12 protein-coding genes are annotated in these 13,591 nt (G+C 70.6%); 9 read left to right on the forward strand and 3 right to left on the reverse strand.

The features are described 5' to 3' along the window. Nucleotides 1-23 precede the first annotated feature (23 nt). Together BLQ76_RS05595 and BLQ76_RS05600 are read right to left on the reverse strand one after the other, a co-directional pair. Nucleotides 24-491: a type III secretion system chaperone gene (locus tag BLQ76_RS05595; protein ID WP_090670228.1), complete on the reverse strand. Its 468-nt coding sequence runs from the start codon at nucleotides 489-491 to the stop codon at nucleotides 24-26. Nucleotides 492-606: 115 nt separating this feature from the next. Beyond that, nucleotides 607-2,808, reverse strand: coding sequence for a BON domain-containing protein (locus BLQ76_RS05600; RefSeq protein WP_090670231.1), 2,202 nt, complete (start codon nucleotides 2,806-2,808; stop codon nucleotides 607-609). A gap of 270 nt (nucleotides 2,809-3,078) precedes the next feature. Here BLQ76_RS05600 and BLQ76_RS05605 point away from each other — a divergent pair, with 270 nt between their 5' ends. From BLQ76_RS05605 to BLQ76_RS05620, 5 genes are all read left to right on the forward strand, one after another. Continuing rightward, a complete protein-coding gene (locus tag BLQ76_RS05605) occupies nucleotides 3,079-3,810 on the forward strand; it encodes a Crp/Fnr family transcriptional regulator (RefSeq protein ID WP_090670234.1) in 732 nt (243 codons plus the stop codon). Then, on the forward strand, nucleotides 3,810-4,097 hold the full coding sequence (locus BLQ76_RS21645) for an EscE/YscE/SsaE family type III secretion system needle protein co-chaperone (protein ID WP_170842488.1): 288 nt from the start codon (nucleotides 3,810-3,812) through the stop codon (nucleotides 4,095-4,097). Before BLQ76_RS05605 ends, BLQ76_RS21645 begins: the two co-directional genes overlap by 1 nt. After that, complete coding sequence (locus tag BLQ76_RS05610) at nucleotides 4,094-4,420, forward strand: EscF/YscF/HrpA family type III secretion system needle major subunit (RefSeq protein WP_090670237.1); 327 nt, start codon at nucleotides 4,094-4,096, stop codon at nucleotides 4,418-4,420. Before BLQ76_RS21645 ends, BLQ76_RS05610 begins: the two co-directional genes overlap by 4 nt. Nucleotides 4,421-4,546: 126 nt before the next feature. Beyond that, nucleotides 4,547-5,845, forward strand: coding sequence for an HrpJ domain-containing protein (locus tag BLQ76_RS05615; RefSeq protein WP_090670240.1), 1,299 nt, complete (start codon nucleotides 4,547-4,549; stop codon nucleotides 5,843-5,845). Continuing rightward, nucleotides 5,842-6,213 (forward strand): type III secretion system chaperone family protein, encoded by a 372-nt coding sequence (locus tag BLQ76_RS05620; protein WP_139183938.1) that lies wholly within the window; start codon nucleotides 5,842-5,844, stop codon nucleotides 6,211-6,213. The genes BLQ76_RS05615 and BLQ76_RS05620 overlap by 4 nt, the downstream gene beginning before the upstream one ends. A 38-nt stretch (nucleotides 6,214-6,251) precedes the next feature. On the opposite strand, the gene cysG is transcribed toward BLQ76_RS05620, so the two are convergent. Next, entirely contained in the window at nucleotides 6,252-7,778 is a 1,527-nt protein-coding gene (cysG, locus tag BLQ76_RS05625) for a siroheme synthase CysG (RefSeq protein WP_244519490.1), read from the reverse strand. A gap of 221 nt (nucleotides 7,779-7,999) precedes the next feature. Between cysG and BLQ76_RS22005 the strand changes: the two genes are divergently transcribed. From BLQ76_RS22005 to BLQ76_RS05645, 4 genes are all read left to right on the forward strand, one after another. Continuing rightward, nucleotides 8,000-8,764: a polysaccharide deacetylase family protein gene (locus BLQ76_RS22005; protein ID WP_090670245.1), complete on the forward strand. Its 765-nt coding sequence runs from the start codon at nucleotides 8,000-8,002 to the stop codon at nucleotides 8,762-8,764. Further along, nucleotides 8,757-9,614, forward strand: a complete 858-nt coding sequence (locus BLQ76_RS05635; protein ID WP_090670248.1) for a GNAT family N-acetyltransferase — start codon at nucleotides 8,757-8,759, stop codon at nucleotides 9,612-9,614. The genes BLQ76_RS22005 and BLQ76_RS05635 overlap by 8 nt, the downstream gene beginning before the upstream one ends. A gap of 72 nt (nucleotides 9,615-9,686) precedes the next feature. Continuing rightward, nucleotides 9,687-11,597: a dipeptide ABC transporter ATP-binding protein gene (locus BLQ76_RS05640; protein ID WP_090671347.1), complete on the forward strand. Its 1,911-nt coding sequence runs from the start codon at nucleotides 9,687-9,689 to the stop codon at nucleotides 11,595-11,597. Nucleotides 11,598-11,662: 65 nt separating this feature from the next. Continuing rightward, on the forward strand, nucleotides 11,663-13,588 hold the full coding sequence (locus tag BLQ76_RS05645; RefSeq protein ID WP_170842489.1) for an ABC transporter substrate-binding protein: 1,926 nt from the start codon (nucleotides 11,663-11,665) through the stop codon (nucleotides 13,586-13,588). Nucleotides 13,589-13,591 lie beyond the last annotated feature (3 nt).

Here is a 13,591-nt window from a genome sequence, read left to right on the forward strand (position 1 = left end):
GGGCGGTTCGAAGGGGCGGGCGGTCAAAGGCGCAGGAAGTGCGCGATCTCGGACGGGTCGGGCGGGGAAGGACGTGCGGGGGCCGCGGGCGGAACGCGCCCGAGCAGGAACTGCGTCCAGATCGCGCCGCGTCGCACGAGGTTGCGCGCCACGGTCACCAGGAGGCGCGCGCTCAGATCCTGCATCGGCACGTCGGCGATCTGCACGACCGGCCCGTCCGCGCCGTTTAGCGCCATGCGCACGCCGCCCGTCTCGCGCCAGGCGAGGTTGTAGAGCAGAAGCGTCTCGTAGACATCACCCCGGCGGTCGGCGGGCGCCGGCGCGAGCACCGTGGACAGCATGACGCGCCCCGTCGCCTCGTCCGCCTCGATCTCGACGTCCAGTTCCGGAAAGCGGACGATCCAGCGAGCGTCCCCAAGAACCGTGACGGAATCGATCGCGTCGTCGAGCGGTCCGATCTCGTTCATCAGGTCGGCGAGTGTGTTCGTCATAGGACCTCGTGCTGCGAAGCGGGGCAGGGCGCCGGTCGGATACCCACCGGATGGCGTGCGGGACCACCCGTGCGGGGACCCGAAGCGCGGGCATGGCTTCCCGGCCGACCGGTTCCTACCGCACGATCCAGTTGACGTTCGTGCCGAAGATCACAGCCGAGACGTCCTCGCCGCGCGCGACCGCGACGCCGAGTTCGCCGACGCTGGCGATGCGGCTGTTGCGGTCGGGGGCGGCGCCCTCGTGGAGCTTGCGCCCGCCGCGCAGCTGCACGAAGCGGTTGACGCTGCCGAGGTTCGCACCGGCGATGTCGAGGTCGTAGCGCGCCAGGTCCCGCGTGATGAAGTTCACGAAGTCGGGGTTGCGCGTCACCTCGTCGAGGTAGACCGAATCGACCGACAGCCCGGCGCGCGACGCGCAGTCGTCGACGCGGCTCGGGTTCAGCGCCGCCTCCAAGACCAGCGGCCGCGTTTCCACCGCCACGCTCTGCAGTGTCAGGTCGGAACTCACCGATAGGAGGTCGAGCCAGAACAGGACGCCGGACACGTTCTCGGTGGTGATCTCGGCGCCGCGCCAGCAGGCCGATCGCGGTTCGGCATCCTCGCGCCGCTGGATCGGCGCATAGCGCTCCTCGAGCGTCGTCTCGGGGCGGGCGAGGCGCAGCGCTTCCAGCGCGCGGCCGATGCGCGGGCCGTCGCCGACACCGGGCATGCCCTTGGAGCTCCAGGCGCCGATCAGGTCGCGCACCGCCTTGTTGTTGATCTGACCGGGATCCGTGGGTTCGGCGGCGACGAGGCGCGGGGTGGCCTGCGACGCGGCGGTGGCGGACTGCTCCGCGATCGCGTCAGCGGAAACGGCCCGTGCGGCGGCCGTCTGTGCGCCGCCTGCGTTGGACGCGTCTTCCAGGAACGGCGTGCCGATGCGGCGCACGGCGCGGCCGGGCTCGACGGGGCCGCCGCCTTCGATCACCGAGGCGAGGTCGAGCGGGCGTCCGCTGGCGGGTTGCGCCAGGGTCGCGGCGTCCGGCACCGCCGCGGCCCGGTTGGCGAAGACGTCTTCCAGCCTGTAATCGCCGGCAACCAGCCGGTCGGGATCCATGCGCACGTCGCCGGCCGCCAGGGGAGCATCACCCAGGACCAGCGCCGGGCCGCCGGGCGCGGGACGCAGCGAGCCGTCGGGGTTCTGGAGCTGCACGAGCGAACGCAGGGCGATGAGCTTGGCGTACTGACTGGAATAGGCTTGCAGGAAACCGACCCAGCTATCCACCTTCTCGGACGGAAGCACGCCGCTGATCTCGGCGAGCGAGCCGTCGAGGCGCAGAAGGGTCAGCGGCGCGATCCCGGATCGATCCGCCAGGGTTTGGATGTCGACCAGCAGCGTGTCGCGCGTGCGGATCTCGGACGAGACCTTCTGCAGGCCGATGATGCTGCTTTCCACGAGCCCCGTGATGCGCTGCGCCTCGGCGGGGTCGAGCACGGTACCGGTCAGCGTCGCCTCGGCGCGGTTCGACAGCGTGAAGTCGACGCCGGCCGCCTCGCTTTTCAGGAGTTGCGCGATCTCGGCGCGCATCGACTCCAGGACGCCGACGCGCACGCGCGCCGCCTCGTCGGCGGTGCGCACGTCCTGCAGGACGGCGCGCCGCTCCGCCGGCGTCTCGACGAAGCCGGTCACGAACACCGCGCCGTCGACCTCCTGGCGGGCCGCAACGTCGCGCGCGAACGGCAGGGCGCGCAACGCGGTCTCCACGCGCTCGAGCGTCGGCCGGCTTTGCGGCTGGGCACCGGCCGCGCCCGGACCGACGCCCATCGTGGACACGGCCGCCGCGCCGATCGCCACCACGGCGATGCCGGCTGCGATCGGGAGACCCCAACGTATCGCGGCGGGACGCCGCTCGGTGGGCTGCCCGCCATCGGTCGCGCGACCGCGCCGAAGGCGCAGGCCCGGACGCCGGACCTTCACGGGAGTCGGCGTCTCGCCCTCGCCGAGCGAGGACCAGTTCGCGCTCGCGAGCCCCGTGGTGAAGCGCGTCGTGCCGACCCATACGACGTCGAGCGGTTCGAGTTCCACGGGCTCCCCGTCGGCGGCGAGCTGGACGCCGGTCTGGGTGCGCGCGGCACCCGCGCCGCCCGCCAGCGTGACCTTGCCGTTCCCGACGCGCAGCTTCACGTGGCCGGGCAGGAGGCTGACGTCGAAGATCTGGATGTCGTCGTCGTCGCCCGATCCGAGGAGGTACTCGCCGTCCACCAGAAAGACGTCCACGCCCGACTGAACGCCGGTCAGGATCTTGAGGATAATGGGATCGCCGGCCGCGTCGGTCATGAAGCCCCCCGTCTCGCAGTCCCTCTTTCCACGACATCATGTCGCGACCCGCCGGGCGGGTGGGGATACGGATCGTCACGTTCAGGAAACCTATACGCGGTTCCCCGGTCGCTCACTAGCATGGATTGCACGCTTGGCGCGCAAAATGACTTAAGGTAAAGCCGCAGCGGCGGGTAAGCGGCCGCGAACGGGTGGGGACTTCGAAGCGCCCATGGGAGAGAAGCCGAACTGGCGTTCGCATGCGCGACGGGCGATGCGCCCGTTGGGCTCGTGAACGTTTCTCGCCCGCCCGGCACCGCGCGCGAGCGGATCGGCTTCCGGCAGGGCTCGGAATTTTCCGCCCTGTCGCCCGTCGTCGCCTCGCGCCTCTCGCAGATCGGCAGCGTGCGCCTCTATGGGCCCAACGAGTTCATCTACCTTCAGGACGACGCCGCAGACCATCTGTACTTCGTTCGCTCGGGCCACGTTCGCTTGTCCTACCTTCTGGAGGACGGCTCGGCGGTCCTGTTCGCGATCCTGCCGCCGGGCGACAGCTTCGGCGAGCTCGGCGTCTTTGCGGGCGGCACGCATCATGACATGGCGACGACCGTCGGCACGTCCTCGGTGTTCCGCGTGCCTGCGGCTGAGCTTCGCGATCTCGATGCGCAGGGCGGCGAGATGGCACTCGCGCTCGGTCGCACCGTGGCCCGCCGCTACCGCTCCTATATCGCGCTCACGCGCTCGCTCGGTCTGAAGACGCTGAACGGGCGTTTGTCGCAGGCGTTGCTGCGCCTGTGCGACGACCTCGGCTCGACCGTGCCCTTCGAGGGCCGCCAGGTGCCGATGGTGGGCGCCTTCGTCACCCAGAGCGACCTCGGCATGATGGCGCGGGGTGCCCGCTCCAACGTCAACCGGGCGTTGAAGTCCTGGGAGCGGTCCGGATGGATTGCGGTGCGCGATCGTGCGATCCTGATCGTCAACCGACCGCGCCTCGAGGCGCTCTGGCTGGAGGAGGGCCTGTGATGTCCGACGATGCGTCGCCGGTGGCGATGAACGACCTGGCCGAGCGGCTGTTGGGACCGGAAGGTTCCGCAGAGGCACGTCGTCACGCGGAGCGCCTCGACCATCTTCGCCAAGACGTGAGAGCGAAGATGCAGGCCGGTGCCGCGCCCGGTACTTACGCAAGGTTGCAACAGCTGGCACGGGCGCTTGATCACGCCAGGGTTGTCATGGTAGCGATGAGCGCACGATCGACGCCGGATGTTCAAGAGCCCCGCCGATCTTCTTTCTTTGGGGGAATGGATCGATGAGCAATACCGCCACCTGGGGCGCGGGCGCGACCGCGGATCTCTACCGTCAGCCCCGGACCGGCGCGGATCTCGCGACCGACGGCAAGTATGTCAACCGTGACGGCTTCGACCTGATCTGGCGCCAGAAGGAACTCGGCGACCAGATGTCGAAGATCGAGGACGACATCCGGGCGATCGAGAAGAACGCCAACCTGTCCGATACCGAGAAGATGTTCGCCATGCAGATGGCGATGAACACCTGGTCGGCGGTCTCGAACCTGCGCACCAACATGTTGAAGTCGGTCGCCGACACGCTGAAGTCGATCGCCCGCAACGTGGCCTGATGGTCTCGTTCGGCACAGTGCCCCGGGATCGGGCGCTCGCGCCGCGGTGACGTCGCCTGATAGGATGAGGCCGGTGCCCTGCGCCGGCCTTTTTCGTGTCGAGGCCGCCTTTCAGGAGACAAAGCCATGGCCGGAGCCATCGAGACCACCCGCCAGAACGTCGCCGCACTCAGCGCGACCTCGCCGGTCGGCGCGGAGGTCATGCGGGCCGTGCAGGGCAACTATCGCGGCGAGGTGGTCGAGACGTCTTCGGAAGCCTCCAAGCTTGAAGACGCCAAGGAGGAGATCGGCATGTCGGTGGCGCATCGCGCCGACAAGAAGACGCTTGGACAGCGCCAGGTGCGGCAGGGTCAGGGTGCCAACCTCGAGGCCATCGCGCGCATCGCCGACTACTACGATAAGCTGCCCGACATGCCGCGCGAGAGCGAGCTGCAGGGTCTTGTGGAAGATCTGACCCGCATGCAGGAGTTCCTGCAAGGGGGCGGAGGCGGAGGCGGCGGCGGATCGGCCACCGCCGAGGACGTGCTGCGTCTCCTGCAGCGCTTCGATCCCGACTCGACCCACCAGTTCGCCGCGCTGGAGATCGCGCGCGACTTCTTCGCCGCAAGCGGCGCGGACGAGGCCTTCCAGGCTCTGCTCGACCAGGCGCATGCCGCCTACGGACGCGGCGACCTGGGCCGTGACGTACGGGCGGGCTTTGCGGCCGCCGAGGTCGCCGCGCGCGCCAGCGCGACGATGGAGACCGACCCGGCCCTGTTTCGCGACGCCTACCGGCAGATGGCCCGCGAGACGCCCGACATGGGCCGCCTGTTCGACGCGTTCCGCGCCTTCGACCCGCTCAAGAACTTCGACGAGATCGTCGCGTCCTTCATGGAGGCGGCGGGTCGGGATCTGGCCGCCACCGGCCCCTCGGCCGATCCGGTGCACCTGCACGGGCTTCTCACCGAACTCGGCAAGCTGAAGAAGATGTCGACCACGCTGGAGATGGCCGAGGATCTCGCGCGAACCACCGATCGGCTTCTGCAGCCCAACGACCAGCCAACCGACTATTCCAAGACCAAGTGTCCGGCTTGCCGTGCGCGCGAGAGCCGCCAGGAGGCGATGAAGCCTGTCGTGAAGTGCCGGACGTGCCAGTCGGGAGCCGCGCTGGACATCGCGGGCCTGATGCTCTCCTACGCCTCGCGCCCGTCCGCCAGTTCCGGCGATGCGCGGCAGCTCCTCCAACCCTATGCGCAATGCGCGCTTTCCACGCAGGTCGCCTTCGCCAACGGCCTGCACGACATGCACCGCCAGCTGTCCGACGAGATCATGCCCTCGCCTCAGGCCCGCCTTCAGCAGAGCGCGGCGCTCGGGGCCATGAACGAGGAACTGGTGAACGCCGAAGAGGCGGCGTGGCAGGCCGAGTCGCAGCGGGGCGCGGCATGACGCTGTCGACCGCCAGCCGGGACACGATCGCGGCCTTTGCCGCGCAGCTCGGCCTGCCGCTTCCGGCCTCGCCCGACGGCAGCTATTCCTTCGCCTTCCGTCAGTCCGGACTGGTCACCTTCACCGCGGCGGAAGGGTCGGAGCGGGTGGTGATGAGCCTGGCGCGCAACGTCCAGCTCGGCGACGCCGGCGAGGAGCGCCTTCTGCAGATGGCCGGGCCGGATCCGACCACGGGCCAGTTCCTCCATACGGGCGTGACGCGCGACGGCTCCGCCCTCCTAGCGGTCTCGCTGGACGAGGGGTTCGATCTGCCGACCGTGGAGTCGGGTCTCCAGCGACTTCTGGCGGCGGGCCGCGCGCTCGGCTGACTGGGGGCTCGGCTGACCGGACGTCGCCGCGCCGTGCTTCAGCCGGCCGCGCGATCCGACAGGCGCGAGCTCGGTGCCTCGCCCCGGTCGATTTCGCCGTGCCCGACGAGAGCCGCGGCCTCGACGTCGCCGAACACCCGGCCGACGCCGATCAGGATCGGACGGTCGACGCCGATCCGCGCGACGATCGCGCCGAGTTCATCCAGGCGACCCACCGCGCGCGTCTCGTCGGGCCGCGAGATCGAGGCTGCGACCGCCACCGGCGTTTCCGGCGGCAGGCCGTGAGCCATCAACTCGGCGGCGATGCGCGGCGCCATGCGTCCGCCCATGTAGAAGATCGTGGTGGCGTGGTCGTCGGCAAGCGCCCGCCAGTCGGTCTGCTCCGGCAGGTCGCCCTTCTGCGAATGGCCCGTCACGAAGCGCACGGACTGGGCGCGGTCACGGTGGGTCAGCGAGACGCCGAAGCCGGCCGCCAGCGCCGAGGCGGCGGTGATGCCGGGCACGATCGCGACCGGGATGCCTTTCGCGCGCAGTTCGGCGATCTCCTCGCCCGAGCGCCCGAACACCGAGACGTCGCCCGACTTCAGGCGCACCACGTGCTTGCCTGCCTGCGCGAACTGCACCATCAGGCGGTTGATGTCCTCCTGGCGGCAGCTCTCGCGCGCGGCGCGCTTGCCGACCAGCATGCGCTTGGCCTCGCGCCGGGCAAGCTCCAGGATGTCGTCCGACACGAGGTCGTCGAACAGGATCACGTCGGCGGCCTGGAGCGCGCGCACGGCCTTCAGCGTCAGAAGCTCCGCATCGCCCGGCCCGGCCCCCACCAGCGTCACGCGCCCGCCGGCCTGCGGGCGGTTGGCGAGGTCCTGCACGAAACGGCGCGCGTCGGCTTCCGCCTCCGCATCCGGAAGGCGGCGCGTGAAGGCGTCGTCCGAGAAGCGCTCCCAGAAGGTGCGGCGCGCGGGACCGGGCGCCAGACGATCCATCACCTCGGCCCGCACGCGCGCCGCCATGCGCGCCCAGCCGGTGAGGGTGGCGGGCAACAGCGTCTCGATGCGGCGGCGGATCGCCTGGCCGAGGATCGGCGCGGCGCCATCGGTCGAGATGCCGACCACCACCGGCGAGCGGTTGACGATCGTCCCGAAGCGGAACTGGCAGAAGCGCGGCTTGTCGATGACGTTGACCGGCACGCCAGCCGCCCGCGCGGCGCAGAAGAAGGCTTGGGCCTCGCTGTCGCTCTCGCAGTCGGCGACGGCCAGCGCGGCGCCCGCGAAGACGTCGAGGCTCCAGGAGCGGTCATGGTGGCGGATCCGGCCATCGGGAAAGGGCAGGGCGAGGACGGTGCGCATCTCCTCGCCGATCTCGTCGGCCGGGCCGTACAGGTCGACCAACGCGCCGGATGCTGCCAGGAGTTCCGCCTTCCAGGCCGCGGCGTCGGATCCGCCGCTCATGACGACGCGCTGGCCCTTGAGGTCGAAGAAGACGGGCAGCGTCGCCAAGTCGCCCATGCGTTGCGGGCGCTGGCGGGACGTCTCGGCGAGGCCGGAGGGCTGCGACACGGATTTCATCGACCGTTCCCGGGATTGGCTTCTGCGGCAGGAGCCATACTTTGCCGAACCCTGCAACAACGGCGCAAGGATCGACGCGGACGAGGCCCGGTTTTCAACCGTCCGGCCTCATGTCGTCGCCTCGTGCCGGGATGCAAGGGCACTCCCCGTCTCCTCGGGTTGATGGAACCGGTAGCCGTCTGCCATGAGGGGTGATGGTATGTGAAGGACGCGAGCGCGGCATGGACGAGGCTTGGGCCGCGCTGGACGAGGCCTTGGAGAAGCGCGCGCGCGCGAACGGGCGGTTGCGCCTGTGGTGGCGCGACGACGACGCCGTTCGCTGGACGCCCGCGCTCGCACGCCTCGTCGCGCTTGCCGAACGGTTCGGGGCGCCCCTTGCGCTGGCCGTGATCCCGGCCGGTCTCGACCCCCGGCTCGCCGGGGCGTTGCGTGACGCAGGGGGCGAGATCGCGGTGCTCCAGCACGGCTTTGCCCATCGCAACGCGGCGCTCCCCGGCGGCCGGGCCGTGGAACTCGGCGGCGATCGCGAAACGCCGGACCTCGTTCGCGACCTGGCGATGGGTCGCGAAACGTTGCAGGCGGCCTTCGGTCCGCGCTTTCATCCCGTGATGGTGCCGCCCTGGAACCGGATCGAGCCGCGCATCGCCGAGGCGCTGCCGGACCTCGGCTTTCGCGGTCTCAGCGCGTTTGGCGCGGACGCGGAGCGCCGCGATGGCGACGTCCGGGTCGCCCATGCGCATCTCGATGTCCTGCGCTGGAAGGGCGGCGCGCATTTCGCGGGCGAGGCGAAGCTCCTGGCCGAGACGCGTCTCTGGCTGGAACACCCAACCAAGGACCGGGCCGCCTGCTTCGGTCTTCTCACCCATCACCTCGACCATGACGAGGCGACCTGGGACTTTCTGGAGCGCTTCCTCACCCATCTCCTGCGCCACGCCCGGCCGGTTTCCGCGGCCGAGGTCTTTGGCCTCGAGGTCGCCCGTGGCTGAGCCCGTCGTCCGTCCGGCCGGCGTCGGCGACATCGAGCCCGTCGCCGACCTTCTTCACCGCCTCATGAATCCGAAGATCGCGCCGGAGCGCTGGCGACGCGTCCTCGACGATCCCTGGCGCCCGGCCGAGCTGGAGCGCGGTTGGCTCGTGGAGGACACGGGGCGCATCGTCGGCTTCATGGCCACGATCTACAGCCGGCGAGCGACGCGTCTTGGTCCGCGCCTCTTCTGCGACCTCGGTGCCTGGTATCTCGAACGCGCGTATCGGGGCACCGGCATCGGCGAGGCGCTGCTGCGGGCCGGCATGGAACGCGCCGACACGACCTACGTGACCCTGACCGCCCGCCGCGCCACGGGACGGCGCATCCGCGCGCTCGGCTTCCAGGTGCTGGACGAGCAGCGCGAGGTGTTCTCGCCCCGCAGCCCGCGTCGCGTCGCGCCGCTGCGCCTCCTGTCCGACCCTGCGCTTCTGGATGCCGACGCCCGGCAACGCCTGTCCGACCACGAGGGGCTCGGCCTGCGATCTGCCGTCGTCGCCGCGGCGGACGAAGCGGCGGCGGCGCTCGTCCTTCTTCACGTGAAGCGCAAGGGCGAGGACGTGTTGCACCACGACCTCCTGCATTGCGGCGACGCGGCGATGCTGGCGAACCACGCGCAGGCCCTGGCCGACCTCTTGGTCGAGGAGGGCGTGCTTGCGGTGGACCGTCGCTTCCTTCCGTCGTCCGGGGCGGGCGGCCGGCCGGAGCCCATTCCGCTCGCGCGCTGGTTTCGCGCCGCGAACGGCGTCGAGGCGCGCGACGTCGATCTTCTGTACAACGAGACGCTGCTTCTCGACTTGAAGCTTCCCTGACGGGGGCGGCGTCTGCCATGATGGGACGTGCCGGGCCGTCCGTTCGGCACCTGCCTGGCTTTCAAGGGTTGCATGCCCCCGCTTCTGGCCGTCGAGAACCTGTCGATCGAGTTCCGCACGCTGGAAGGGCGGCTTCGCGCGGTGGACGACCTGTCCTTCGCGGTGAGACCCGGTCGCACGCTGGCGCTGATCGGCGAGTCGGGATCCGGCAAGTCGGTGACAGCGCAGACGATTCTCGGCCTCTTGCCGGGCGTGGCGCATCGTCTCACCGGGCGCATCCTGTTCCGGGATCCGAAGGGGAGCGGCGCGCCGGTCGACCTGGCCGCGTTGCCGCGCAACGCGCCGGCCTTCCAGGCCATTCGCGGCGACCGGATCGCCATGGTCTTCCAGGAGCCCACCGCCGCGCTCTCGCCCATGCATACGATCGGCGAGCAGATCGGCGACGTCCTGCGCCGCCATCGCCCGGAGCTCGACGCCGCAGGCGTGCGCGCCGCGACGCTGGAGGCGCTGCGCGAGACCGGCTTTCCGGACCCGGGTCGGGCCGCTTCCGCCTACAGCTTCCAGCTGTCGGGCGGGCTCTGCCAGCGTGCCATGATCGCGATCGCGATCGTGTGCCGGCCGGCGCTGATCATCGCCGACGAGCCGACGACGGCGCTCGACGTCACCGTCCAGGCCGAGATCCTGCGCCTTCTGCGCCGCATCCAGGCCGAGCACGGGACCGCGCTTCTCCTGATCTCCCACGATCTGGGTGTGGTCGCGACCATGGCCGACGAGATGGTGGTGATGCACCACGGCGCGGCGATGGAGAGCGGCTCGGTGCCGGACCTCTTTCGCGATCCGCGTCATCCCTATCTCAAGGCCTTGATGCGCTCGGTGCCGCGCCTTGGCGGCTCGCGCGGCGAGCGTCTTCGGCCGCTGCGCGAGATCAAGGTCGCCGATGCCGTCGCGGGCTTCCGGCGAAGGGGCGGGGACGGGCTCGAGGGCGAGGTGCTTCTGGAGGCGCGCGGCCTCGACCGCACCTTCCGCTCGCACGGCTTCGGGGGCGGTCCGCCGCACCATGCCCTGCGCGCCGTCGACCTCGTGATCCGGCGCGGCGAGTGCCTGGGACTGGTCGGCGAAAGCGGCTCCGGCAAGACGACGTTGTCGCGCATCCTGGGGCGCGACGAGAGTCCGGACCGGGGAAGCCTGGCGATGCGGGGCGCGAACGGCGCGATGGAGGACGTTCTGGCGCTGCGAGGCCCTGCGCTGAAGAACTGGCGGCGGCGCGTCCAATACGTCTTTCAGAACCCCTATCTCGCGTTCGACCCGCGCATGAGCGTCGAGCGCATCCTGACCGAGCCCCTGGAGATCCACGGCATCGGAACGTCGCGCTCGCGGCGCGAGCGGGCGCGCGAGCTTTTGGCCCTCGTCGGCCTGCCCGAGACGCATCTTTCACGCTTTCCCCACGGCTTCTCGGGCGGCCAGCGCCAGCGCATCGGCATCGCGCGCGCGTTGGCGCTCGAACCCGAGCTGATCCTCTTCGACGAGCCGGTCTCCGCGCTCGACGTCTCGGTGCAGGCGCAGGTCCTGAACCTCCTGCAGGACCTGCGGCGCGAGCTGGGCCTGACCTACCTCTTCGTGTCGCATAACCTGGCCGTCGTGGATTATCTGGCCGACCGCATCGTGGTCATGGCGGAGGGGCGCGTGGTCGAGGTCGCGCCGCGAGAGACGCTGTTCTCGGGCGCCGTTCATCCCTATACGCGGCGTCTGATCGCCTCGATCCCCGAGCCCGACCCCGCGCGACCCATCGACTTTTCGGCCTTCGAGCCCGGCCGCGCCCGCGACCGCGCAGCCTGGGGCTGGCCCTTCGTGGCGCGCGACGGGACGGGAGAGCCGGACCTGATCGATCTGGGCGGCGGACACCTCGTCCAGGCCTTTGAGGACGGGCGGCGCGACCTCGGCGCGCGCCCGCTTGCGGGAGTTCTGGCGCCATGCGAGCCGTGAGTTCCATGCGGTCCCGGCCGCGCCCGACCCGCTTCCGGCCACCCCTGCCGGGACATGCGAACAGGATGTCCTGCCTGCTGCCGGCCCTGGCGCTTCTCGCCGGACTTCTCGCGCCCAGCCTGACCTTGGCGCAGGTCCCGCCCGAGCCGCCGCTTCTGGCTGGCGACGTCGCGAGCGGTGCGCTGCCGCCGATGCGAGAACGCCTGCCCGCCGAGCCGCTGCGCACCGATCTGGCCGCCATGAACCGCGAGCCCGGCCGCTACGGCGGGACGCTGCGCCTCATCGAGACGCAGGCGCGCGACACGCGCCGCATGGTGGTGTTCGGCTATGCCCGTCTCGTCGGCTACACGCCCGAGGGGCACATCGAGCCCGACGTCGCACGCAGCGTCGACGTCGAAGAGGGACGCGTCTTCACCTTCCATCTGCGGCCCGGCCATCGCTGGTCGGATGGCGAGCCCTTCACCGCCGAGGACTTCCGCTACTACTGGGAGGACGTCGCCAACGATCCCAAACTCGGCAAGAACGGCCTGCCGCGTCAGCTTCTGGTGGACGGCCAAGGCCCGACGGTCACCTTCCCGGATGCCGAGACGATCCGCTACGAATGGGCCGCGCCGAACCCGGACTTCCTGCCCTCGCTCGCCGCCTCGCTGCCGCTCGAGATCTTCCGGCCTGCCCACTACCTCCGGCAGTTCCACGCGCGCTACGCCGACGCGGCGGCGCTGGAGCAGCGCATCAAGGACGAGGGACAGCGCAACTGGCAGGCGCTGCACTTCAAGCACGACCAGAGCTACAAGAACACCGACCCCGACCTGCCCTCTCTCCAGCCCTGGGTGCTGGCGACGCGCCCGCCCGCCGATCGCTTCCTGTTTCGCCGCAACCCCTTCTTCCACCGCGTCGACGGCGAGGGGCGGCAGCTGCCCTATATCGACGAGGTGTCGATGGGGATCGCGAGCGCCGGTCTCATCCCCGCCATGACGTCGTCGGGCCAGACCGATCTCCAGACCACGGCTCTGACGCTCGGCAACTACGCCTTCGTGAAGGCCGCCGAGGAGCGCTCCGACTACGATGTCCTGCGCTGGCCGAGCGGTCGGGGCTCGCGCATGGTCTTGTTTCCCGACCTCAACACCGCAGATGCCGACTGGCGCGCGCTGCTGCAGGCCGCCGACTTCCGCCGCGCCCTTTCGCTCGGGATCAACCGCGAGGACATCGCGCAGGCGATCTACTACGGCCTGGCGCGCCCGGCCGGTGACACGGTTCTGCCGGCCTCGCCGCTCTTCGAGCCGGATCTCGCCACGCGCTGGGCGCGCTTCGACCCGGACGAGGCCAACCGCCTTCTCGACGGGCTCGGCCTGACGGCGCGCGACGGGGCGGGAACGCGGCGGATGGCGAACGGGCGCCCGCTCGACCTCGTGGTGGAGTTCGCGGGCGAGGACGGCGAGCAGACCGACGTCCTGCAGCTCATCGCCGAGGACTGGCGTCGCATCGGCGTGCGCATGCTGTTCAAGGCGGTGGAGCGCGACTCGCTCGCCTCGCGCCTGTCGGCCGGCTCGCCGCTGATGACCGTGGGAACCGGGCTCGAGAACGGCGCCGCGCGCGCCGAGGACAGCCCGGCGGCGCTCGCCCCGACCGACTCCTCGCAACCCTCCTGGCCGGCTTGGGGCCTCCACCACGAGAGCGGCGGCAAGCTCGGCGAGGCGCCCTCGCTCGCCTTCGCCGCCCGCCAGATGGCCCTGAACCAAAGCTGGCGCCGGACGCTCGACCCGGCTGAGAAGCAACAGGTCTGGCAGGAGATGCTTCGGCTCGACGCCGACGAGGTCCCCCGCATCGGCATCGTGGCCGACGTGGACCAGATCATCGTCGCCGCGCGGCGCCTTCACAACCTGCCGCGCACCGGGCGCTGGAACTTCGAGCCGGGTGCGTATTTCGGCTCCTATCGCCCCGACACGTTCTTTCTCGCCGATCCGACGACGCTGGCCGTGGGAACGCGATAGGCC

It is taken from the genome of Aureimonas jatrophae (assembly GCF_900104035.1).
GTDB classification, from domain to species: domain Bacteria; phylum Pseudomonadota; class Alphaproteobacteria; order Rhizobiales; family Rhizobiaceae; genus Aureimonas; species Aureimonas jatrophae.

Bases quoted from the DNA above. Each gene is read 5' to 3' on its own strand.
- BLQ76_RS05595 (WP_090670228.1), bottom strand. From the start codon at position 491: ATGACGAACACACTCGCCGACCTGATGAACGAGATCGGACCGCTCGAC.
- BLQ76_RS05600 (WP_090670231.1), bottom strand. From the start codon at position 2,808: ATGACCGACGCGGCCGGCGATCCCATTATCCTCAAGATCCTGACCGGC.
- BLQ76_RS21645 (WP_170842488.1), top strand. From the start codon at position 3,810: ATGTCCGACGATGCGTCGCCGGTGGCGATGAACGACCTGGCCGAGCGG.
- BLQ76_RS05610 (WP_090670237.1), top strand. From the start codon at position 4,094: ATGAGCAATACCGCCACCTGGGGCGCGGGCGCGACCGCGGATCTCTAC.
- BLQ76_RS05615 (WP_090670240.1), top strand. From the start codon at position 4,547: ATGGCCGGAGCCATCGAGACCACCCGCCAGAACGTCGCCGCACTCAGC.
- BLQ76_RS05620 (WP_139183938.1), top strand. From the start codon at position 5,842: ATGACGCTGTCGACCGCCAGCCGGGACACGATCGCGGCCTTTGCCGCG.
- cysG (WP_244519490.1), bottom strand. From the start codon at position 7,778: ATGAAATCCGTGTCGCAGCCCTCCGGCCTCGCCGAGACGTCCCGCCAG.
- BLQ76_RS22005 (WP_090670245.1), top strand. From the start codon at position 8,000: ATGGACGAGGCTTGGGCCGCGCTGGACGAGGCCTTGGAGAAGCGCGCG.
- BLQ76_RS05640 (WP_090671347.1), top strand. From the start codon at position 9,687: ATGCCCCCGCTTCTGGCCGTCGAGAACCTGTCGATCGAGTTCCGCACG.
- BLQ76_RS05645 (WP_170842489.1), top strand. From the start codon at position 11,663: ATGTCCTGCCTGCTGCCGGCCCTGGCGCTTCTCGCCGGACTTCTCGCG.